Consider the following 21,466-nt stretch of genomic DNA (forward strand, 5'->3'; position numbering starts at 1 on the left):
ATTGCAGATACACTTATTAATTTATAACGCCGCCTGTCGTCTGCCAAAATTATCTCGCTTTGAATGGGCGTAGCCAAACTCAGGTAGGTGTAAGTCGAACTTGTAAGTAGTCAGACATAATTAATTACACAATGTCATTGCGAACGCTCGCAATGACTGTAAATATTTTTGTCCGATTACTTAATAGCTCTATTTACAGCAGATTTCATCTTGGTGCAGTAGACAAACTATGTTTTAAAGGAAAGAAACCATTTATATGTGTTACGGCTTTAACCTGAAAAGAGAGCGATCGCATAATATATCAATCGCTCTCTTAACCAAATAATTAATTTGCTCAAACTCTATATGAGCGAAGTAGCCTTCTAAGTCCAATAAAGAATTTCAGCATTTGGAAAGCGCCTACTAATCTCAGTCTCAAAAAAGCTACGCAACGCCTTCATTGTGTCTTTCTCGTAAACGTACTTCGTGCCACCAAACTTATTACGCTTGACACTGCGTTTTGCCTCATCCATCTCTAATTTGGATTGCGGATACCAAGTTTGTAACACTTCTTTTGACCCTGGTGTGAACCGATGCGAGATTAACTCAAAGGTAAGGTTACAGTCAAAATCCAGTGCCTCGTTTATCTGGTCAAACAAACGACTATAGTGCATTTGCCAATCGTCTATCGGCATAATTGGCGCGATAACTAAGCCTATTGGATAACCGCCACCGCCACGCTCTTGTGGTAGCGCCAACCGTCGCAATGCATTCAGCCTAGATGCTACAGATGCTGTCCCACCTTCAAACTTACCAGAAATCGGTGCGGCATTAACGCTCATCCGACAGCGAGTATGCCCATTGTGTGGTAAATCGAGTAATCCATCCACAGCATCAAACTTCGATACCCAACGTAAATGTGCATTGGTACGAGTGCCAAAGTAACGGATACATTCAGCAAGACTTCCAGTTAAATGCTCAATACCCAAGGGGTCTGTGTAACAGCTAACTTCAAAACTTGTGGTTTTTCCCTGTTGCTCGTAGTTAGCTAAGTTCTCTAATATCTGCGGTAAATTGGCAAAAGCACGAATTACAGGTGGCCCCGACAAGCTACCAGCTAGGTAGCAGTATTGACAATGAGCCGGACAACCTTCGGCAATGTGAAACTGCCAATCCGCAGAAGGTGGGATGGGACTCAGTTTAAAAGAACTGGGTGGTGCAGTAACCACCGCTAAGGTACGCTTGGCGATGTTGTAAGTATCCCGCTCAGATTCACCGCGCAGACCCTTCAGGCGGTTCTGTGATAATTCTTCTATTGGTAAGTTGAGTGACTGCACACGTGCAAGAATCTGCTGCCCCCATACTTCATCTAAGGCAGCAGGTGTAAACAGTACCCGTTCAGGTATCCACAACTTTGGCAATTTTGTTTGTGTATCTGATACTGAAACTTGGTCTGTAATTGTATTCAGCAATATCTTTCTCCGTTATTTAGTTTGCTGATTTCTGCAATTAATTTTCCAGGACTTGCTTAATTCGTCGTTCTAACAAATCAAGATCCAAACTGCCTTCATCACGGTTAATTCGACGCACAGTGGAATTAACATTAGCCAAATTAACCAATAAATCTTGAAGAATTTCCTGCTGCTGACGGGCTTGAGTAACTTCGCGTGGTTCCTGTACTAAATCACGCACGATGGTATCTTCAGCGCGAGAGGCGATAATTGGATCGTTTTGCCCTTGAACGTGAACAAAGGTTCGTCGCCCTGGGCCTCGCTCCTCTTCTATTGGTATAACTGCTGTTACTTGGTCAGAACGCACATATTTGCCAAATCCCAAATGGACTAGCTCTGATGAGAGTATTTTCATATAATTGAAGCGTTATTTTTATGTCTTACTTATATTATAAAATCTAGAAAAGTGACTTAAAGCTATAGACTATACGGGTTGTACCCAATTAAAAGTAGTAGTTTCCTTTCCCAATTGCTAGTTGATATTTCTGTGTAAGTTACACTATTTTTACCAGCTTTCGGGTTTGTTCTAGGGTTTCACCAAACTCAATAAACTGGAGTTTTAGGTTAAAGTCCTAAGCTCGACTGTATCCATTTTTGATTTAATTACGCAGCGTAAACAGCAATATCTCTCAAACGCTCAAAGTAGGGGTACGATCGGCTACGCCTACGCAGACTAACTCTAATATTAATTAGTATTTTTTTACAAAATAATTTAGTAGTAATTTTGTTTTTGATTTGAATAAGTATAAATACACTAAAATCTACAGCTTTCATAAAATTTTCAATAACTTGCACTAGTCACTACACACAAACCAACAATGTTCAGTTAAGCTGTAAGCGCTATGATTGAGCTTTATTGAACGTTTTATGCATTGGTTGTTATCTGGGCCGTTGAGTACAGAAGCATTGACGGTTAACATTGCAGGGTTGCCTGCATCGTTACAAGGTAAAAAGCTGGTGCAGTTGTCAGATTTTCACTACGATGGTTTGCGGCTGTCGGAAGAAATGTTAGAAAAAGCGATCGCAGTGACTAACGAAGCTAAACCAGATTTAATTTTATTAACTGGTGACTACGTAACTGACGATCCGACACCAATTCAACAACTGATACTTCGACTCAAGCATCTGCAAAGTCGCTGTGGTGTCTATGCTATTCTTGGCAATCACGATATACATTACAGACAGGCAAAAGCAGAAGTTACAGAAGCCCTTACTAGCGTTGGAATTCACGTCCTTTGGAACGAAATTGCCTATCCACTAGGAAAAGAATTACCACTCGTTGGACTGGCTGATTATTGGTCACGGGAATTTCACCCTGCACCAGTTATGAACCAGCTAAACCCTGACACACCCTGCATCGTTTTATCCCACAACCCAGATACTGCGGAGATATTACGAACATGGCGAGTTGATTTACAATTATCTGGTCATACTCACGGTGGTCAAATCGTGATTCCCGGAATTGGCCCTGCGGCGTTGTTTTACGAAAAGCTTGTAAAAAAAATACCCAGAAAAGTGCGGCGTCGATTCCCATTTTTAGAGGTAAATGTTTCTGTAGTCAACCATTGGGAATGGGCGCAAGGTTTGCATCGGGTAGGTAAAAATCAGCTATATGTCAATCGTGGTTTGGGAACTTACCTCCCAGGACGCTTATTTTGCCCTCCAGAAGTTACTATAATCACCCTACAAGGTGAGTAGGTAATTCCAAATTCAAAAAAAAGAACGCAATTTCAGCAGGTACTCTGGCTAATGAGTGCCTGCAAACTCAGGCATAATCTGCTTACTTTCATCACAAAATTTAAATCCATGAATTAATTGTATCTGAAGTAGATGACAGAAATTATTGCATTTTATCAAGTTACATTTTTATTTTTGATAAGCTATAAGCGCTGGTATGAGGAGTATCGGTTAACTTATGCATTGGTTGTTTACGGGACATTTAAGAGTAGATAAAATAACGGTTAAGATTGCGAAACTTCCTGCATCTTTACAAGGTACAACGTTAGTACAGTTGTCAGATTTTCACTATGATGGTTTGCGACTGTCGGAAGAGATGTTAGAAAAAGCGATCGCACTTACTAACGAAGCTGAACCAGATTTAATTCTATTAACTGGTGACTACGTAACTGACGATCCCGCACCAATTCACCAATTGGTGCTTCGACTCAAGCATCTGCAAAGTCGCTGTGGTATCTACGCCGTACTTGGGAACCACGATATCTATTACAGCCACTCCAAAGTAGAAGTTACACAGGCGTTAACTAGCATTGGGGTTCACGTACTTTGGAATGAAATCGCCTATCCACTAGGAAAAGAATTACCACTGGTAGGACTAGCTGATTATTGGTCACGAGAATTCTACCCCGCGCCAGTCATGAATCAACTAGACTCGATGACACCGCGCATTGTTTTATCCCATAACCCAGATACAGCCAAGATATTGCAACAATGGCGCGTAGATCTGCAACTATCTGGTCATACCCACGGTGGTCACATCGTAATTCCCGGCATTGGTCCTGTAGTACTCTATTATAAAAAGCTACTCAAACAAATTCCCAAAAAATTGCGAAGTTGGCTAACATTTTGCTTAGGAGACTGCTCGAAAGTAGTCCGATATTGGGAGTGGGCGCAAGGGTTTCACAAGGTGGGAAAAAATCAACTATATGTCAATCGTGGTTTAGGAACTTATAAACCAGGACGCTTATTTTGTCCGCCTGAAGTGACTGTAATTACTTTAATTGGTCATTAGTCATTAGTCTAAATAAAGGACAAAGGAGAAATGACAAAGGACAGCCCTAACCGATCGGAGTGCAATTTCAAATGCATAACACTCAAAGCAGAAACCGCCTGAAGCTACGATGGATAAATCTCAATAGCTTGGGGCGGTTCCTTGAAGATTGGAGAATTCAGAAATGACTAACTTAAAATTTGGTGGACAGTATTCGCGATCGCTTTACTCAGAATTGCACATCCTTACATTCCAACTAGGCAGGCATTTTTTGGCTGTGCGTTCTAAAACCTCCAAAACAACTCATTGAACTTAAGGCAAAAACACATTCAACGGATGCCACAACCAATCATAGCGATCGCGAGAAGATTAGAGCAGGAGGCACAGGCTCTAACTTGAAAGTTTTTGTTTAACTTTTAACCTGTTTGTACCTTGGTCTTAATCTAGCATTGTGTTTGTTTAGCTACAAGACACCTTTACTAAACTTGAATCCCATTAATTTATCGCAACAATTCAGAAATATTGCTTAAAAATTGTCCCACTTGCTAATGTTGGCATTCACGCCAATATTATCAAGTGGGCTGAAAGTTCAGAAGCCTTTACTGACCAGAACCGCTATTAGATTTACTGTTTGACTGGTCTACTCCTTGAGGTGTAGTACTTTTAGAAGTGTCACTTTTCGTAGCAGGAGCGACAGTATTAGTAGAACTATCGTTCTGCGAAGCTGGAGTATTAGTAGTTGGACTCGTCGCCGGACTTTGTGCCGATGGAGGGGCCGGCTGCGTTACAGAAGGTGCTTTTTCTGCCGCAGGCTGCTGGGGTGGAATAGTAATGTTAATATCCGGTTGACGAGGTGCAGACGAAGGTGTAACTTGCTGTTGGGGAACAGGAACGGGAACAGGAACAGCGACTTCCCTAGTTCTTTCGATTATCGTTGTTTGTGGTTGAGGAGATGCACTGGGAGTTGGACTACTCTTACTCGGTACAGGAACCACGACCGGCACAGCATTGTTAACCGCTGCGTTATTCTGCTGGTTGAAGTACCAAACCCCACCTATAACCAAACCAAGCAGAGAAGTAATGATAATACCCAACAGCAAACCACCACTAGCATTGTTTTCATCACGCTGGGCTAAATCTGCTTGATTGCTACGCTCAGTATTTTGACCTTGTACGTAACCGTTTCGGTACGAGTTAGGATTAGCTGCGTTGTTCTTTACTGTTTCAGTGGTTTGCGTGAAGTCAGTGTGAGTATTGCCATTGATATCAGTGTAAGATTCTTGCTTAACTTCACTATTTTTACTTTCGGATTCATTGGGAATAGACATAGCTGTTGATTTCACTCCTCGATATGATGTTGACAAACTAAAAACTTTGTAAAAACAAGAGGTTTTACTGAGTTGAAAAATATATGTTGCTGTTAACTGTTGAGTTTTATTTGCTACGCGACTGTTGGTGATTCTCAGGATAACCTCTGAGATCGGAAAGTGGCTCTATCTGTAGGAAGTTAATACTTAATCAAGAGAAAGAGTGTCCCAAAGATGGATGTTATTATACTGGTAGATGATGAATTGATAAAAAATCTAGTAATTTACTGAAATCATCTAAATTTTTAATTTGTCGTTAGATATCGCATCGCCAAAGCTTAATGGTTATATCTCGACTACCGCTAACCAAAGTTTTGCCATCAGGACTGAAAGCGACAGAGTTAACTCAATCTGAATGGCTATCCAAAGATATAAAGTTCTTGTCCTGTGTTAAGATCCCATAGCTTCACAGTACCATCTGCACTACCACTAGCAAGATGCTGACCATCGGGACTAAAAGCGATTGCACAAACATGGCTGCGATGTCCGGCAAGGGTGTTAATTAGCTTACCTGTATTGATGTTCCATAGCTTGAGACTGTGATTCAGGTGGTGGTGTTGGCGTTGGTGGCATTGGCGGTGGTACATAATTTATATCAAGGCGATCGCTCATACTAAGAAATCAGTAGCAAATCTTACTAAATTTAGTATTCCCAGATATAAGCATTATCTAACTCTAGGTCTGGTGTCACCGCCTGAAGTGTCTTAAACTATATTCGCTACTTATCTCCAACGCCGATTTAGCCGCAGTAAACTTTTTATCCTCTGACAAAATCTTTCTAACAGAGGTCTAGGTTTTGATACATATCTAGGTGAGCGCGATCTACGTGCAGCACCCGGATTGCTTAACTCTTCTTCTATTTGCGCAGCTTTATTTAAATCTGAAGCGGCTCTATATTCGTATCCCAATTGTGAGCAAACTAGCCCACGATATTTATACGCATCAATATAGTGAGGATTGAGACGAATTGCGTGGGTAAAATCTGCGATCGCATCCTCATATCTTCCTTGAGTAGCATTTTCTACTCCTAAAGTATAGAAAGTTTCTGCATCCCAACGATTGACAGATATTTTTGGGGGATTTTTAGGCGAAGATGAAGATGGATTTTCAGGAATAGGAGGCTCAGATGGAATTTCAGATTTGAGCCTGTTGTAAGCTGCGTTGATTAATTTAATTTTTTCCTCAGCTTCCTGTTTTTGCCTTTGATCGACAAAGCGATCGGGATGCCAAATTTTCACCAGTTTACGGTAAGTTCGCTTCACCTGTGCTTGAGAGGCACCGGGTTTCAGCCCAAGAATTTCATAAGCATCATTGATATCAAAGACATCGCGCATACTGAAAAAATCGGCAACTATCTAAACCTATGTTAACTATTCCCATAAGTTCTCTCCAAACGCCCCATTCTGGTTATCACTGGGATGGCAGTAGCCGTCGCTTCTTTGAAGGCTGGTATTACCGCGTCACGTTGCCGGAAATTGGGCAAACATTCGCCTTTATGTACTCCATTGAAGATCCCATCGGCGGTAAACCTTACAGTGGCGGTGCAGCCCAAATCCTCGGCCCGGATGATGAGTACCTCTGCCGTACTTTTCCTGATGTCAACAAATTTTGGGGTAATCGGGATGTTTTGGGTTTAGGTCATTGGGGTAAAAATAATTTGCAAGTTTCTCCCCTATACCTCCTGCCAGCAGAGTTTGAATATCATGTCCAAGAAGGATATCAAGCTACAGCTACCTTGAATCAGGGAATAATTCGCGATCGCGCCACCAATAATTATTGCCGTTGGCAGTATGAAATTCAGCCAGTCTACGGTTGGGGCAATCAAAATGGCATTCAGCAATCAACCGCAGGCTGGCTGTCATTCTTGCAGATTTTTGAACCTGGATGGCAAATTTTGATGGCTCACGGTTTAGCCAGTGGGAAAATTGACTGGAATGGCAAAATCTACGAATTCACTAATGCCCCAGCCTACGGCGAGAAAAATTGGGGTGGTGCTTTTCCTCAAAAATGGTTTTGGCTAAATTGTAATTGCTTCGAGGGCGAACCCGACTTAGCATTAACTGCTGGCGGTGGACGGCGGGGTGTGCTGTGGTGGATGGAATCTGTAGCGATGATTGGACTGCACTATCAAGGCAAGTTTTATGAATTTGTTCCCTGGAATTCACAAGTTGAGTGGGAAATTCAGCCTTGGGGTAGATGGCAAATGAAAGCTAGTCACTCTAGTTATGAAATTGAATTAACAGGAACCACAGATTTATCTGGTACACCTCTACGTGCGCCGACAGCAGAAGGTTTAAGATACTGTTGCCGAGACACGATGCAAGGAAAACTAAATTTAGAGTTACGAGAACTAAATGGCAGAAAATCTAAAATAATTCTAAAAGCCGAAAGTTTTCTTTGTGGTTTAGAAGTAGGCGGTGGCTCTTGGGATAATTTTTGGCAGTCTCCCTAAAACTACTGCTATAATTATATATGCTTCGCAGTTGGGGTTGTAGCTCAGTTGGATAGAGCGGACGCCTCCTAAGCGTCAGGTCGTGCGTTCAAGTCGCACCAGTCCCGTTATCTTCAGACAATTCATATATACAGCAATTAATATGGTAAGAGCATTGCTGTGCCCCTAACAGTGGTACGCCAGTTCGCCAAAGTCGGGATATCCGCCCACGCGACTGGCTGCTGATTCCGTGCAATTGAGAACTACTATATAAAGTGGTTAGAACCCTTTGATGAATCGTCCGATATCGGTTAGGATAATCCATCAATTAGAGGAAGAACTCCAGGCACGCTTAATCGCGCTGCTACACGAAAACCAACCAAATTTATATTTGGGCAGAATTTGGGCAGATTCTTGGGAAGTTTGCTACTCTACTATCAATTGTTTTTTCTTATATCCAGAGAAAATTGTGAACTAAGTAAATTAAGTTATTGAGCCTTGAATAAGCTACTCTTTACAAATAAATCTTTTCGTTTTATGGCTTTTGTCCTACCAATATTTATGTGGTGGGGATACAAAGAAGTACAAAACCAATTTGTGCAGCCGCAAGCAGTTGTAGTGTTAGGTGGTTCAACGAGACATTTAGAGCGAGAAAAATTTACAGCAAAATTCGTTCGCGAGCATCCAAATATACCGATTTGGATTACAGGCGGCAGTCCACGTACATTCACCCAAAGAGTCTTTACCAAAGCTGGTGTTGATCCTCAACGTTTACACTTGGATTATGAAGCAGTAGATACAGTTACTAATTTTACTACTTTGGTAGATGATTTGCAAGCTCGCGGCATTAAGAGCGTTTATTTGATTACTTCCGACTTCCACATGCGCCGGGCTTGTGTCATTGGCGAAATTATTTTAGGTAGTCGGGGCATTTATTTAAAACCAGTGCCAGTTCCTTCCGAAAAACCCCCTGAATCTATCGAGAAATCTATTCGTGATGGAGCTAGAGCGGTAATTTGGTTAGCAACTGGTTACACTGGTGTGGATGCCGCTAAAAATAAACGGTAAATCCAACTAATTTTGGATTTTTAATCAGTCAAAATCCAAATGACTAATGACAACCGTCACTAGTCACTTATATGGTTCGGGAAAAAAAACACCCCAAATTTCCCCACAATTTGATACCCTAGCTTAAACAGATTTGAGTAAAGTTAAAGCGTGGAAATTCAACTTGGGCGGGGAAAAACAGCTCGCAGAGCTTACGGAATAGATGAAATTGCTCTAGCCCCTGGTAATAGAACACTAGACCCCAGTTTGGCAGATACTAAGTGGCGTATTGGCAATATTGAGCGAGAAATCCCGATAATTGCTAGTGCTATGGATGGCGTAGTAGATGTTCGTATGGCTGTACGTTTGTCACAGTTAGGAGCATTAGGTGTCCTCAATTTAGAGGGGATTCAAACTCGCTATGCCGACCCAGAGCCAATATTAGATCGGATTACCTCTGTGGGGAAAGATGAATTTGTTGCCCTCATGCAAGAACTCTATGCCGAACCAATAAAACCGGAATTAATTGAACAACGTATTCAGGAAATAAAACAACAAGGTGGCATTGCAGCAGTGAGTGCGACTCCAGCCGGTGCAAGTAAATACGGTGAGGCAGTGGCAAAAGCTGGAGCAGATTTATTTTTTGTCCAAGCTACGGTAGTTTCTACTGCACATCTGTCACCAGAGTCTTTAGTACCACTCGATTTAGCAGAATTTTGTCGTTCCATGCCCATTCCCGTGGTGTTGGGGAATTGTGTAACTTACGAAGTCACGTTGAATTTATTGAAAGCTGGGGCAGCTGGGGTATTGGTGGGAATTGGACCTGGTGCGGCTTGTACTTCTCGTGGGGTATTGGGTGTGGGTGTGCCACAGGCGACTGCAATCGCAGATTGTGCCGCAGCACGAGATGATTACTATAACGAAACTGGCAACTATATCCCCATTATTGCTGATGGCGGTTTAATCACCGGTGGCGACATTTGCAAATGCATCGCCTGTGGTGCTGATGGTGTGATGATTGGCTCCCCCTTTGCCAGAGCCGCAGAAGCCCCAGGACGAGGTTATCATTGGGGTATGGCGACTCCTAGCCCAGTCTTGCCCCGTGGCACCCGGATTCGCGTTGCCACCACTGGTAGCCTAGAGCAAATACTCATTGGCCCAGCAGGACTAGATGATGGCACTCACAATCTTTTAGGAGCCTTAAAGACCAGCATGGGTACTTTGGGAGTGAAAAATATTAAAGAAATGCAGCAGGTAGAAGTTGTGATTGCACCTTCTTTATTAACCGAGGGCAAAGTTTACCAAAAAGCTCAACAATTAGGTATGGGGAAATAGAATTTGCGACTGGGGACTGGGGACTGGGTACTGGAAAAGAGTTATTTTAATCCTAATTCCTAATCTCTAATCTCCAATAATCCTTCAATAAATTTTTCTGGCCCCTAAACAATTGCTGGAAAAATCCGATATGTCGCTTACAATAGAGATAGCGGAGACGCATGTTTCCGTTCACTCCTCACACCACACTCCGCCCGGACTACTGTTCGGGCGGTTCCTTATGTTTGTAAATAAATTCTAGAGCTTCTTTGCAAATGTACATCCTCGCACTCCCAAGCTGAGGTTTTTGCTATGGTAGAATTTTCACCAAGTTCAGATATTATTGGCGAAGGTTTTAGGCATGTCAACAGCCGCACAAGTTACCGATTCTAGTTTCAAGCAAGAAGTACTCGACAGCGATGTACCAGTTTTAGTTGACTTTTGGGCACCCTGGTGCGGACCATGCCGTATGGTAGCTCCTGTTGTCGATGAAATCTCCGAACAGTACAAAGGTCAAATAAAGGTCGTAAAAGTCAACACAGATGAAAATCCTAATGTTGCTAGTCAGTATGGCATCCGCAGCATTCCCACATTAATGATTTTTAAGGGTGGACAAAAAGTCGATATGGTGGTTGGCGCCGTGCCTAAAACTACATTAGCTTCCACTCTCGAAAAGCATCTTTGAAACTCAACCGGCAATAAAATCCTCTTGAGTTATCCATTTTGTTCTAACTTTAAGTTAATTTTCATAAACAAGTTTGAGAGGCACGAATTTTCTATCTCTCAAGCTTGTTTACATTTGTATACAGTTCCAGAATATTTTTAGGAGTTTTCTAGCTCAAAAACAACTCCCTAATTCCCGTACTACCAATTTCCACTGCTAGCGCCGCTAACAGAAAACCCAAAAGTTGAGTCACAATTACTCCACCTTCTGCGCCAATCCACTGGTCAATCAAATTTGCTAAACGCAAAATCAACCAAGTGATAAACATTGCCCCTAAGATACCCACCGCCACAGCAATATGCGGACTCTGGGATTTCGACATCAGCAACATCACCGTCGTCAAAGTCCCCGGCCCTGCTAGCAGGGGTAAAGCTAGTGGAGTAATTGCGACATCGTGTCCTTCTTCAAGAATTGGTTGATCTAATTCTCCCCGCAGCATTTGCAAAGCAATTAACAGCAACAATATTCCTCCTGCTACTCGCAAAGAGCCGATACTGATTTCCAAGTAATTTAAAATTATTTGCCCTGCAAAGGCAAATAGCAAAAGAACTGCGATCGCAATGATAATTGCTTTATCTATGACTTTGTTTCTTTGGTCTGGCATCATGCCCTTAGTCAAAACTAAAACAATCGGTATATTGCCTACAGCATCCGCCAAGACAAACACAGCGATAAATGTTTGAATGAGAATAGAAATATCCACAGGAGGTAGCCTTTATCAGGGTTTGATCGCAAACCTAATCTTTATCTTGCTCAGTTTGCTAGAACCCAGAGGAAGATTAAAAGCAGCAATAAAACAAGTCTGTTAAAGAAAAGGAACCCTGATGGATTTCTAATTAAGTTCCACAGATTTTGAAGTAGCGATATATTTTGATAATCTATCTTCCATAAATCAACTGTTTGTTGTTGAATCTATGAAGTCTTATTTAACCGCCGCTATTCAATTGACCAGTGTGCCCGATTTACATAAAAATTTGGCACAGGCAGAAGAATTAATAGAGCTTGCCGTGCGTCAAGGAGCTGAATTGGTAGGTTTGCCAGAAAACTTTTCCTATATGGGAGAAGAAAAAGATAAACTCGCACAAGGTGATGCGATCGCTCTTGAAAGTGAAAAATTTCTCAAAAAAATGGCCCAACGCTTTCAAGTTACGATCTTGGGCGGCAGCTTTCCCCTTCCTGTAGACAATACAGGCAAAGTTTATAACACTACTCTACTTATCGACCCCAGCGGTCAAGAGCTTGCCCGCTACTACAAAGTCCACCTATTTGATGTTGATGTCCCTGACGGCAACACCTATCGGGAATCAAGCACTGTTGTGGCTGGTACTGAACTACCCCCGGTGTATTTCTCAGAAAAACTCGGTAATCTAGGGCTTTCTATTTGTTATGATGTCCGCTTCCCGGAACTTTATCGTCATCTGGCAGATAAAGGAGCCGATGTTATCTTTATTCCCGCCGCTTTTACCGCCTTTACAGGTAAAGACCACTGGCAAGTACTACTACAAGCCAGAGCCATCGAAAATACCGCCTACGTCATTGCTCCCGCCCAAACGGGGAATAACTACGCCCGTCGTCTAACCCACGGTCACGCGGTCATTATCGACCCTTGGGGTGTAATTTTAGCCGATGCTGGAGAGAAACCGGGAATTGCGATCGCAGAAATCAAACCTACTAGGCTAGAACAAGTCCGGCGTCAAATGCCCTCTTTACAACATCGGGTGTTCTAGGGACTAGAAAGTAGAGAGCACGGGGAGCTGGGGAAGCAGGAGAGGCAGGGGGAGAGAAGTATTGCCCAATGCCCAATGCCCCATTCCCCATTCCCAGCCCTTATGAATACAACAAAAAACCGGGTATTTACCCGGTTTCTGACAACATTAAAACCCTCAGTTTTTGAGGAGCATAGCAATAATGCGCCCCAATTTATTTGTTGTCAAAGTTAAACTTTAGCAGCTGCTTTGGTAACAACGTTAAGTTCACCTTTAGCATACTTAGCAGCAAAATCTTCCAAAGAAATTTGCTTAATCTTGCTGGCGTTACCAGCTGTGCCAAATTGCTGATAGCGTTCAGCACAAACCTTCTGCATGTATGTAATAGAAGGCTTGAGGAAGTGACGGGGGTCAAACTCCTCTGGTTTTTTAGCCAAAGCTTCACGTACAGCAGCAGTAATAGCCAAACGGTTGTCGGTGTCGATGTTTACTTTACGTACACCACTCTTGATGCCTTTTTGGATTTCTTCTACAGGTACACCATAGGTTTCAGGAATTGCACCACCATATTGGTTAATCAGTGCAAGCAAATCTTCAGGTACAGAAGAAGAACCGTGCATTACCAAGTGGGTGTTAGGCAGACGGCGGTGAATTTCTTCAATGCGGCTGATGGCCAAAATTTCGCCAGTCGGCTTGCGGGTAAACTTGTAAGCACCGTGGCTAGTACCAATGGCAACAGCCAAAGCATCTACTTGGGTTGCTTCTACGAAGTCAACAGCTTCATCGGGGTCAGTTAACAGTTGAGAATGGTCGAGTGTACCTTCAAACCCGTGACCATCTTCAGCTTCACCAGCACCAGTTTCTAGAGAACCCAAACAACCGAGTTCACCTTCAACGCTGACACCCAAAGCATGAGCTACGTTTACAACTTCGCGGGTAACATTAACGTTGTACTCGAAGCTAGCGGGAGTTTTCGCATCAGCTTCTAAAGAACCATCCATCATCACGCTGGTGAAGTTGTTCTTAATTGCTGAGTAGCAAGTAGCAGGTGCATTACCATGATCTTGGTGCATGACAATGGGAATGTGAGGATAGGTTTCTACCGCTGCTAAAATCAGGTGGCGGAGGAAGTTTTCTCCTGCATAAGCACGAGCGCCGCGTGAAGCTTGTAAAATTACGGGGCTATCTGTCTCGACAGCAGCTTTCAGGATCGCCTGAATCTGCTCCAAATTGTTAACGTTGAAAGCTGGGATGCCGTAACCGTTTTCAGCTGCGTGATCCAACAGCAGCCGCAGTGGTACAAGCGCCATAGATAGTCCTCCTAATGTGGTTGTCAGCTAGTCGGTCTGAGAGAAGCGTAATCATTACGCTAAATCTTAAGAGTTTTTTCAACTTATAGGAAATTATAACTAGTGTGGTGTATCTATGTTGAAAAAGTTTACGCCTTAGTTACTATAAATATGTTCTATACTTGCTCTCTACTGTTGTACTATGTCCCAGAGTTGCTCTGTATTGCTGTACATTTAGCTACCCTACAACTAGTAGCTTTGGTAGCCTAGTATCCCAAATGCTTTTTACTAAAATTACAAAGAGGAGCGATCGCTTCTTTACATCATTTAATAAACTTCCGTATGGGTCGCCCGGGATTCGAACCCGGAACTAATCGGTTAAAAGCCGAGTACTCTACCGTTGAGTTAGCGACCCTTTCGCTGCATTTCGCAACTTTGCAATCATAGCATATACATCTGTAGATTTGTAAAGGGGTTTAGAAAAAATTGGCAGTCAATCTTACAGATGCTGTGTGGCTAGCTCTTGGCGCTAACACAGTCAGGTTATTACCAGTATTGAGAGAGTTACGAGTTGCACTCCAAGGTTCTAGACAGTAAAATTCTTTGCCTTTGACTGTCCAAAATACCAGATAGGTAGAGAAATCATCATAATCCAAGATGAGTTTTAACTTCCGGCTGCGGTCTATCGCGGTGGCCGATTGACTCGTTAGCTGTCCAAAGGCAAAATCAATTTCATCACGGCTAAAGTCAAAATTGCCGTCAAAAGAGTGAATTTCCTTAGTTTGATTGTCTTGATACTGCTTAGAGGGAATTTCAACCTCTAGCTGAGTTTTATCACCACACAAAAAGTAAGGATGGAAACCAGCCGAAAAGGGCATTGGTGTGGATGACAAGTTTTTATACTGCTGGCGGACTTCTAGGGTATTACCTTGAAGTTCGTAGGTGAAAGCTAGTTGAAAATCAAAAGGATAAACAGCCTTAGTTTGCTCATTGCTATCAAGGACAACAGTGAGACTAGCTTTATCTCCAGTTTCTTGTTCTGTTACTTTCCACGGCAATTCACGGGCAAAACCGTGTTGCTTGAGAGTATATTTTTGACCGTTATGAGTGTAAGTATTATCTGGTAGATTGCCACAAATAGGAAACAAAATTGGATTTCCACCTCTGACACTCAACTCAGGATGAGTAAAGCGTTCAGTATCCAGGTAGAAAATTTCTTGCCCTTGAATGCGCCAACGGGTGATGATTCCACCGCGTTCGGGTACGACTTCCAATTGAGAACCAGCGGCTTCATCAGAAAGAATATAAGTCTTGTATTGTTGCTTTTGAACTGCAATGCTAAACACAAATTTTAGTCCTGGGTATAGGGATAGTTAGGAGTTGTGAATTAGGAGTTAACAATTCATAACTTCTAACTCCTAACTCCTAACTTTGTTATTCGTCTTCTGCAAACACGAAACGATATAACTCGCTGGGGTCTGGTTCAGGACTGCTTTCGGCAAACTTAACGGCCTCGTCGATTACGTCCTGAATTTTAAGGTCAATGGCTTTGATTTCTCCTGCATCTGCGAGATTTTGCTCTAGCAAATAAGCTGCCAACTTTTTAATTGGGTCACGGGCGAACCAAAATTCTTTTTCAGCTTTGCTTCGCATTTCATCTGGGTCAGCTAAGGAGTGACCCCGGAAGCGGTAGGTAAGCGCCTCAATTAATGTTGGACCTTCACCTGCACGGGCACGAGCGACGGCTTCTTGAGCGACGGCTCGGACTGCTAGAACATCCATACCATCTACTTCCACGCCCACCATGTTAAACACACTGGCTTTTTTATAAATCTCTGGCTGGGAAGTCGCCCGTTCGTGAGACATCCCAATGGCCCACTTATTATTTTCGACCACAAACAGAATTGGCAGTTTCCATAGGGCTGCCATATTTAGTGTCTCGAAAAACTGACCGTTGTTAGCAGCACCGTCGCCAAAAAAGCAAGCTGTCACTTGGTCAGCATTTTTATCTCCCAGCACTTCGCGGCGGTATTTGCTTTGAAAAGCCGCTCCCGCTGCTACAGGAATTCCCTCAGCCACAAAAGCATAGCCACCCAACAAGCGATGTTCGGCAGAAAACATGTGCATCGAACCACCGCGCCCTTTGCTGCAACCTGTGGCTTTGCCAAATAATTCTGCCATTACCTCCCTTGCTGGTACTCCCGCACTCAGAGCATGAACGTGGTCGCGGTAAGTACTACAAACGTAATCTTCACCCGGTCGCATTGACTGCACAACACCACTGCAAACGGCTTCTTGACCGTTGTACAAATGGACAAAACCAAACATTTTGCCTCTGTAGTACATTTCAGCGCACTTGTCTTCAAACAAGCGCCCTAATACCATGTCCTCATACAACCGTAATCCTTCTTCTTTTGTAATATGCGTAGTGGCAGGATTAAATGTGGGTAAAGTACGCTCTTGAACCATTATTTTTGAGTATCCCTGTTGTACAACTTAAAGTTACGGTCTTAAATAAGTTGGTCTGATAACACCTCAGCTTTTAACAGGCTAGCGTTTGTAAGACTCAACAATCAAACTTTATTTATGCACCAAAAAAGGGTCTTAGGGAATAGCTGAATTTTTAATTTTTGATTTTTAACTTTTCAGCTCATACCCCGTGAGGATTTGACTCTAACGGCAATATCTGCCGCTTTAGGTTTTCTCTCTCACTATTCCCCTTCACAGACTAGCAATCAAGATAGACTGCTTTCTGCATATCCATTAACAATTTAAAAAAAAGTAGGCAAAAATCTATAATACCCAAATAGGTAATTGTAATGAAGGGTAAATTATGATATTATTTTTTTCTCCCGTTATCAGGGTAAATCCCCAATAGTTGGTATTTTTGTTACTGCATAGTGGGAAAGTCCCAAAAAAATAAATCATCAATAGATTCTTCCAACCACAATAATATATACCGTGATTAAAAGCGGTAGTTGTGGTTTGTGGTATCGAAGGCTGATAATAGTTGTGTTAAACAAAAATACTAAGAATTAAAACAAACAATTGAGGCTTTCTAGGCGAAAGCAAAAAATTAGTACTAAAATGTGACTCAAAATTTCGGGAAGGGACAAAACAAGTTGTTGCAATATACACTTGTAGAGTAAATTCTACACGGCATTTTTATGGCACGGTTTTACAGGCCTGGAACGCTCTAGGTGAATTATGTTGATCACGGTGCAGGGGAAGTAGGCTGTGCGAATTCCGCTAGATTACTACCGAATTTTAGGACTACCGTTAGCGGCAAGTGAAGAACAATTGCGACAGGCATACAGCGATCGCATTGTACAATTGCCGCGACGTGAGTATTCTCAGGCTGCAATTTCTTCTCGTAAACAACTCATAGAAGAAGCTTACGTGGTTTTATCAGATCCAAAACAACGCAGTACCTACGATCAGCTTTATCTTGCTCACGCCTATGACCCTGATAACCTTGCTGCTGCCGCAGTAGCACTGGAAAATCGTCCAGAAAGCACCAAAAGGGGTAGTGATACCCAGAGTTTGGGTATCGAAATTACTCAAGACGAGTTGGTTGGCGCTTTATTAATTTTGCAAGAGTTGGGGGAATACGAACTTGTACTAAAACTAGGTCGTCCGTACCTGGTAAATAAAAATGGTGCTACAAGTGCAAGAAAAGGCAATAATTTAGTAGACGAAGAAATACACGAAAGTGCTGAACATCCTGATGTTGTTCTCACTGTCGCCCTTGCTTGTCTAGAATTAGGTCGCGAACAGTGGCAACAAGGTCATTATGAAAATGCCGCCATATCTCTAGAAACTGGTCAAGAACTGCTAGTACGCGAAGGGTTGTTCTCCAGTGTCCAGGCGGAAATTCAGGCGGATCTTTATAAATTGCGACCATATCGAATTTTGGAGTTGCTGGCACTACCTCAAGGAAAGACTGCCGAACGAAGCCAAGGTTTGGAATTGTTGCAAAACCTCTTAGAAGATCGTGGCGGGATTGATGGCACGAACAATGATGACTCTGGTTTAAACATAGATGACTTTCTGCGGTTTATCCAGCAGTTACGCAACCACTTAACAGTCGCCGAGCAGCACAAGTTATTTGAAGCCCAAAGCAAACGTAATTCTGCTGTTGCCACTTACTTAGCTGTTTATGCCTTGATAGCGCGGGGATTTGCTCAACGGCAACCTGCTTTAATTCGTCAAGCAAGACAAATGCTCATACGTCTGGGCAAGCGCCAAGATGTACATTTAGAACAGTCTCTATGTGCTTTACTTTTAGGACAAACTGAAGAAGCAACTCGGGTTTTAGAACTTAGTCAGGAGTACGAAGCTTTAGCTTTTATTAGAGAAAAATCTCAAGACTCTCCAGATTTGTTACCAGGGCTGTGTCTATATACAGAACAGTGGTTGCAACATGAAGTATTTCCCCATTTTCGAGATTTAGCAAACCAGCAAGCGTTTCTAAAAGATTACTTTGCTAACCGACAGGTACAAGCTTATTTAGAAGCACTGCCAACGGATGCAGAAACAACTAATGAGTGGGCTGTAATTAACCCCCAAAATTTTCCCCAGCCACAGACAAATAATTCCCCTTTCCCTAAAAATTCAACTAGGACTCCAAAGCAATTTAACCACAGCAGAACACCTGACCTAGATTTACCAGACACACCAGAACATTTAAACTTCTCACCACCAATGTGGAATTCATCTGGAAGTGTAAAATCAGAGGTTCCTGCTGCTGAACGAACGAGCAGAGGCACTAATCAGGATTTGAACGGTTCAGCTAAAAGTGCTACACCTGCTCATAACCAAAAGCGTCGGCGGAGAAAACCTACTCCATCTAATATCGGAGAGCGTGTACCGGATAATCGTCCCCATTCTCGGCGTCCTCGGCGGCGGCGAACTTTTGCTAACACCATAGAAGGGAAAACACGGCTGGTATGGAGAATATTTATTTCTTTAGTGAGTATTTTAGTTTTCTGGGTGTTAGCCACAGCTACTTTTGGATGGTTAAAAAATCTGTTTTTTCCTACACGATCTGTACCTCCTTCACAGTTGTTTGTACAAATAAATCAACCACCAATATCTATTCCCCCTCCAAATAGTCCACCAGAAGGACTAGATGGCCCTTTAACAGATACTGCGGCAGAGCAAATCATTCGCACTTGGCTATCTACTAAAGCCGAAGCTTTAGGGCCGAATCATGAGATTAATAATTTAGAGCAGATTCTAACTGGTTCAGCTTTGTCTCAATGGCGGGCGATCGCTCAACAGGCTAGGTCTGACAACCGCTACCGCAAGTACGAGCATAGCGTAAAGGTTGAATCTGTAGAGAAAATTGATTTATTCGCAGATCGTGCCGCAGTGGTAGCTACGGTGAAGGAAGCGACGCAGTTATATGAAAATGGTCAGTTTAAAAACTCTTCTAACGAGAATTTGCGAGTTCGGTATGATTTGATTCGACAACGAGGTAAATGGCTTATTCAGAGTGCATCTGTTGTGAATCAGATAATTAGATAAGTTGGAATTTTTAGGTTTCCAATACCCCTAACAAACTCTTTAACATCAAATAAGCAGAAGTTCCTCCCGGATCTTGATGTCCCATACTCCGTTCCCCCAGGTAGCTAGCCCGTCCCTTTTTCGCTTGCATTGGTATAGTTTCGTGCAACCCTTTTTGAGCTGCTACTACAGCCTGTTGCATAGCTTCCAGCGTTCCCTTACTTTCTTCTACAGCTTGTCCAAAAGCGGCTACTGATGGAGACAGCACATCCACCATCGTTTTGTCTCCTAGTTGCGCTTTACCACGTTGCAGCACGCCGTCTAAGCCTGCTTGGAGTATTCCTAAAACATCTTGTTCTGTTAATTCTTGCTTACCAACTACTGCTGTACTGGCTCGTAAAAACCAGGTGCCATAAAGAGGGCCACTAGCACCGCCAATAGAAGAAATTAAGGTCATACTCACAGCTTTAAGAATGCTGCTAATGTCCTTGTCTGTAAGAGTTGGTAACTGAGCGCTTACTTTTTTGAAGCCGCGATCCATATTGATCCCGTGATCGGCATCTCCGATCGCAGCATCTAATTCTGTCAAATAAGCTTTATTCTGCTCTATCTCCGTTGCATAAGCCTGCAACCACTGTAATATCTGTGACTGACTCACCATATTAAAATAATTCGTAATTCGTAATTCATGATTATGAAATTCCCCAACGCCAACTTGGTGTTTTTACTGGTGCATCCCAGAGCCGGATCATCTCATCATCTAATTTCAGCAGGGTAATGGAACAACCTTGCATTTCTAGAGATGTGATGTAAGGGCCTATCAAGTTTCGCACAATTTGCAATCCTTGCTGTTCACAGATTTGGGCGAGTTTACGGTAAACAATATACAGTTCGGAAACCGGAGTTCCACCCATACTATTGACGAAAGCTAATAAGCGATCGCCTTTGGCAAATGGTAGACTTGTTAGTTCTACATCTACCCATTCTCCTTTGTCTTCATCCCACTCGCGAAGTGTGCGGCTGTATGGTGCATCTTCAAGGAGCGATCGCGTTAAAATTTCGGTAATCTCGTCTACTGCTTTGATGGCTGTGCGTTCTATTCCTGGCTCACCGTGGATACCGATACCTAATTCGATTTCGCGATCGCTTAATTCAAATGTTGGTGTTCCATTCGCGGGCACTGTACAAGATGTTAGAGCAATTCCCATACTCCGCCCATTCAGATTTACTCGGCGACATAAATTTGCTATTTGTGGCAAATCATACCCAGCCTCAGCCGCCGCGCCACAAATTTTTTCCGCCAGTATTGTTGTTCCTACACCCCGCCTTCCTTGGGTATAGAGACTATCTTTCACTGCTACATCATCATCGATCAAAATATTTAGCACTCGAATGCCTTCACCACGGGCTAACTCCGTTGCGATCTCAAAGTTCATCACATCGCCACTGTAATTCTTGACGATATAAAGGATACCTGAACCTCCATTTACAAGCTTTGCTGCTTCTAGCATTTGGTCTGGAGTCGGTGAAGTGAAAACCTCACCAGGACAAGCTGCATCCAGCATTCCTTTGCCCACGAAGCCAGCGTGCATTGGTTCATGTCCACTGCCACCACCTGAAAGAATTGCTACTTTACCCGGAATAGGTGCATTGGCTCGATAGACAAAAGCAGGATCGTAGTTCAGTTTAATTAAATCGGAATGAGCCGCCGCCATACCTTCTAGACTTTCCCGCACAAAGTCTTCCGGCTTGTTGATCAGCTTTTTCATAATCCGTGTTTGCTTAAAAGGGTGTTAAAACCCAGGTTATACCATTTTAGATTTTGGATTTTAGATTTTGGATTGGGAATTGCCTTGGTGCGT

21 protein-coding genes, 2 tRNA genes and 1 pseudogene are annotated in these 21,466 nt (G+C 42.8%); 10 read left to right on the plus strand and 14 right to left on the minus strand.

Annotation, left to right across the window (positions count from 1 at the left end):
* Positions 1 to 362: 362 nt before the first annotated feature.
* Entirely contained in the window at positions 363 to 1,385 is a 1,023-nt protein-coding gene (locus HWQ43_RS18860; protein WP_292736904.1) for a spore photoproduct lyase family protein, read from the minus strand.
* A gap of 103 nt (positions 1,386 to 1,488) precedes the next feature.
* On the minus strand, positions 1,489 to 1,845 hold the full coding sequence (locus HWQ43_RS18865) for a hypothetical protein (RefSeq protein ID WP_104900334.1): 357 nt from the start codon (positions 1,843 to 1,845) through the stop codon (positions 1,489 to 1,491).
* Positions 1,846 to 2,357: 512 nt separating this feature from the next.
* Between HWQ43_RS18865 and HWQ43_RS18870 the strand changes: the two genes are divergently transcribed.
* The 3 genes from HWQ43_RS18870 to HWQ43_RS18880 all read left to right on the plus strand — a co-directional run bounded on the left by HWQ43_RS18870 (position 2,358) and on the right by HWQ43_RS18880 (position 4,528).
* Positions 2,358 to 3,188 (plus strand): metallophosphoesterase, encoded by an 831-nt coding sequence (locus HWQ43_RS18870; protein ID WP_292736863.1) that lies wholly within the window; start codon positions 2,358 to 2,360, stop codon positions 3,186 to 3,188.
* A gap of 217 nt (positions 3,189 to 3,405) precedes the next feature.
* Positions 3,406 to 4,239: a metallophosphoesterase gene (locus HWQ43_RS18875; protein WP_292736865.1), complete on the plus strand. Its 834-nt coding sequence runs from the start codon at positions 3,406 to 3,408 to the stop codon at positions 4,237 to 4,239.
* 163 nt (positions 4,240 to 4,402) lie between these two features.
* Positions 4,403 to 4,528: a hypothetical protein gene (locus HWQ43_RS18880; protein WP_292736867.1), complete on the plus strand. Its 126-nt coding sequence runs from the start codon at positions 4,403 to 4,405 to the stop codon at positions 4,526 to 4,528.
* 289 nt (positions 4,529 to 4,817) lie between these two features.
* Here the strand turns inward: HWQ43_RS18880 and HWQ43_RS18885 are convergent, their stop codons facing one another.
* The 4 genes and pseudogenes from HWQ43_RS18885 to HWQ43_RS18895 all read right to left on the minus strand — a co-directional run bounded on the left by HWQ43_RS18885 (position 4,818) and on the right by HWQ43_RS18895 (position 6,919).
* Entirely contained in the window at positions 4,818 to 5,546 is a 729-nt protein-coding gene (locus HWQ43_RS18885) for a hypothetical protein (RefSeq protein ID WP_292736869.1), read from the minus strand.
* Positions 5,547 to 5,841: 295 nt separating this feature from the next.
* Positions 5,842 to 5,898, minus strand: a pseudogene (locus HWQ43_RS33835) (hypothetical protein); the annotation flags it as partial.
* Positions 5,899 to 5,944: 46 nt separating this feature from the next.
* Positions 5,945 to 6,172: a hypothetical protein gene (locus HWQ43_RS18890; RefSeq protein ID WP_292736871.1), complete on the minus strand. Its 228-nt coding sequence runs from the start codon at positions 6,170 to 6,172 to the stop codon at positions 5,945 to 5,947.
* Positions 6,173 to 6,307: 135 nt separating this feature from the next.
* Entirely contained in the window at positions 6,308 to 6,919 is a 612-nt protein-coding gene (locus HWQ43_RS18895; protein WP_292736873.1) for a DnaJ domain-containing protein, read from the minus strand.
* Between the two features lie 29 nt (positions 6,920 to 6,948).
* Between HWQ43_RS18895 and HWQ43_RS18900 the strand changes: the two genes are divergently transcribed.
* Both HWQ43_RS18900 and HWQ43_RS18905 read left to right on the plus strand, forming a co-directional pair.
* Complete coding sequence (locus HWQ43_RS18900) at positions 6,949 to 8,037, plus strand: tocopherol cyclase family protein (protein WP_292736875.1); 1,089 nt, start codon at positions 6,949 to 6,951, stop codon at positions 8,035 to 8,037.
* Positions 8,038 to 8,070: 33 nt separating this feature from the next.
* Positions 8,071 to 8,144, plus strand: a tRNA-Arg gene (locus tag HWQ43_RS18905).
* Here HWQ43_RS18905 and HWQ43_RS18910 read toward each other — a convergent pair.
* Positions 8,126 to 8,341, minus strand: a complete 216-nt coding sequence (locus tag HWQ43_RS18910; RefSeq protein WP_292736877.1) for a hypothetical protein — start codon at positions 8,339 to 8,341, stop codon at positions 8,126 to 8,128. The two genes, HWQ43_RS18905 and HWQ43_RS18910, sit on opposite strands and share 19 nt — an antisense overlap.
* Positions 8,342 to 8,553: 212 nt before the next feature.
* On the opposite strand from HWQ43_RS18910, the gene HWQ43_RS18915 reads away from it, so the two are divergent.
* The 3 genes from HWQ43_RS18915 (at position 8,554) to trxA (ending at position 11,062) form a co-directional block, all read left to right on the plus strand.
* Complete coding sequence (locus tag HWQ43_RS18915) at positions 8,554 to 9,084, plus strand: YdcF family protein (RefSeq protein ID WP_292736879.1); 531 nt, start codon at positions 8,554 to 8,556, stop codon at positions 9,082 to 9,084.
* Positions 9,085 to 9,234: 150 nt separating this feature from the next.
* Positions 9,235 to 10,398, plus strand: coding sequence for a GuaB3 family IMP dehydrogenase-related protein (locus HWQ43_RS18920; protein ID WP_292736881.1), 1,164 nt, complete (start codon positions 9,235 to 9,237; stop codon positions 10,396 to 10,398).
* A 340-nt stretch (positions 10,399 to 10,738) separates the two neighbouring features.
* Positions 10,739 to 11,062 (plus strand): thioredoxin, encoded by a 324-nt coding sequence (gene trxA, locus HWQ43_RS18925; protein ID WP_104909616.1) that lies wholly within the window; start codon positions 10,739 to 10,741, stop codon positions 11,060 to 11,062.
* A gap of 148 nt (positions 11,063 to 11,210) precedes the next feature.
* Here trxA and HWQ43_RS18930 read toward each other — a convergent pair whose 3' ends face one another.
* A complete protein-coding gene (locus HWQ43_RS18930) occupies positions 11,211 to 11,804 on the minus strand; it encodes a MarC family protein (protein ID WP_292736884.1) in 594 nt (197 codons plus the stop codon).
* A gap of 211 nt (positions 11,805 to 12,015) precedes the next feature.
* Between HWQ43_RS18930 and HWQ43_RS18935 the strand changes: the two genes are divergently transcribed.
* A complete protein-coding gene (locus tag HWQ43_RS18935) occupies positions 12,016 to 12,828 on the plus strand; it encodes a carbon-nitrogen hydrolase family protein (RefSeq protein ID WP_292736886.1) in 813 nt (270 codons plus the stop codon).
* 209 nt (positions 12,829 to 13,037) lie between these two features.
* Here the strand turns inward: HWQ43_RS18935 and fba are convergent, their stop codons facing one another.
* The 4 genes from fba to pdhA form a co-directional block, all read right to left on the minus strand.
* Positions 13,038 to 14,117, minus strand: coding sequence for a class II fructose-bisphosphate aldolase (gene fba / locus HWQ43_RS18940; protein ID WP_094346179.1), 1,080 nt, complete (start codon positions 14,115 to 14,117; stop codon positions 13,038 to 13,040).
* A 322-nt stretch (positions 14,118 to 14,439) separates the two neighbouring features.
* Positions 14,440 to 14,511, minus strand: a tRNA-Lys gene (locus tag HWQ43_RS18945).
* A gap of 61 nt (positions 14,512 to 14,572) precedes the next feature.
* Positions 14,573 to 15,442 carry an aldose epimerase gene (locus HWQ43_RS18950; protein ID WP_292736888.1) on the minus strand — a complete coding sequence of 290 codons (870 nt, stop codon included), beginning with the start codon at positions 15,440 to 15,442 and terminating at the stop codon, positions 14,573 to 14,575.
* Between the two features lie 88 nt (positions 15,443 to 15,530).
* Positions 15,531 to 16,565 (minus strand): pyruvate dehydrogenase (acetyl-transferring) E1 component subunit alpha, encoded by a 1,035-nt coding sequence (pdhA, locus tag HWQ43_RS18955; RefSeq protein ID WP_094348061.1) that lies wholly within the window; start codon positions 16,563 to 16,565, stop codon positions 15,531 to 15,533.
* Positions 16,566 to 17,333: 768 nt separating this feature from the next.
* On the opposite strand from pdhA, the gene HWQ43_RS18960 reads away from it, so the two are divergent.
* Entirely contained in the window at positions 17,334 to 19,625 is a 2,292-nt protein-coding gene (locus HWQ43_RS18960) for an IMS domain-containing protein (RefSeq protein WP_292736892.1), read from the plus strand.
* Between the two features lie 10 nt (positions 19,626 to 19,635).
* Here HWQ43_RS18960 and dhaL read toward each other — a convergent pair whose 3' ends face one another.
* The gene (gene dhaL, locus HWQ43_RS18965) at positions 19,636 to 20,265 is read right to left on the minus strand and encodes a dihydroxyacetone kinase subunit DhaL (RefSeq protein WP_292736894.1); all 630 of its coding nucleotides are present in this window, start codon (positions 20,263 to 20,265) and stop codon (positions 19,636 to 19,638) included.
* 31 nt (positions 20,266 to 20,296) lie between these two features.
* A complete protein-coding gene (gene dhaK, locus HWQ43_RS18970; protein WP_292736896.1) occupies positions 20,297 to 21,373 on the minus strand; it encodes a dihydroxyacetone kinase subunit DhaK in 1,077 nt (358 codons plus the stop codon).
* Positions 21,374 to 21,466: the final 93 nt, after the last annotated feature.

The organism is Nostoc sp. JL31, from assembly GCF_017114965.1.
Lineage (GTDB): Bacteria > Cyanobacteriota > Cyanobacteriia > Cyanobacteriales > Nostocaceae > Nostoc > Nostoc punctiforme_A.

Bases quoted from the DNA above. Each gene is read 5' to 3' on its own strand.
- HWQ43_RS18865 (WP_104900334.1), bottom strand. From the start codon at position 1,845: ATGAAAATACTCTCATCAGAGCTAGTCCATTTGGGATTTGGCAAATAT.
- HWQ43_RS18870 (WP_292736863.1), top strand. From the start codon at position 2,358: ATGCATTGGTTGTTATCTGGGCCGTTGAGTACAGAAGCATTGACGGTT.
- HWQ43_RS18875 (WP_292736865.1), top strand. From the start codon at position 3,406: ATGCATTGGTTGTTTACGGGACATTTAAGAGTAGATAAAATAACGGTT.
- HWQ43_RS18880 (WP_292736867.1), top strand. From the start codon at position 4,403: ATGACTAACTTAAAATTTGGTGGACAGTATTCGCGATCGCTTTACTCA.
- HWQ43_RS18885 (WP_292736869.1), bottom strand. From the start codon at position 5,546: ATGTCTATTCCCAATGAATCCGAAAGTAAAAATAGTGAAGTTAAGCAA.
- HWQ43_RS18890 (WP_292736871.1), bottom strand. From the start codon at position 6,172: ATGTACCACCGCCAATGCCACCAACGCCAACACCACCACCTGAATCAC.
- HWQ43_RS18895 (WP_292736873.1), bottom strand. From the start codon at position 6,919: ATGCGCGATGTCTTTGATATCAATGATGCTTATGAAATTCTTGGGCTG.
- HWQ43_RS18900 (WP_292736875.1), top strand. From the start codon at position 6,949: ATGTTAACTATTCCCATAAGTTCTCTCCAAACGCCCCATTCTGGTTAT.
- HWQ43_RS18910 (WP_292736877.1), bottom strand. From the start codon at position 8,341: ATGGATTATCCTAACCGATATCGGACGATTCATCAAAGGGTTCTAACC.
- HWQ43_RS18915 (WP_292736879.1), top strand. From the start codon at position 8,554: ATGGCTTTTGTCCTACCAATATTTATGTGGTGGGGATACAAAGAAGTA.
- trxA (WP_104909616.1), top strand. From the start codon at position 10,739: ATGTCAACAGCCGCACAAGTTACCGATTCTAGTTTCAAGCAAGAAGTA.
- HWQ43_RS18935 (WP_292736886.1), top strand. From the start codon at position 12,016: ATGAAGTCTTATTTAACCGCCGCTATTCAATTGACCAGTGTGCCCGAT.
- fba (WP_094346179.1), bottom strand. From the start codon at position 14,117: ATGGCGCTTGTACCACTGCGGCTGCTGTTGGATCACGCAGCTGAAAAC.
- pdhA (WP_094348061.1), bottom strand. From the start codon at position 16,565: ATGGTTCAAGAGCGTACTTTACCCACATTTAATCCTGCCACTACGCAT.
- dhaL (WP_292736894.1), bottom strand. From the start codon at position 20,265: ATGGTGAGTCAGTCACAGATATTACAGTGGTTGCAGGCTTATGCAACG.
- dhaK (WP_292736896.1), bottom strand. From the start codon at position 21,373: ATGAAAAAGCTGATCAACAAGCCGGAAGACTTTGTGCGGGAAAGTCTA.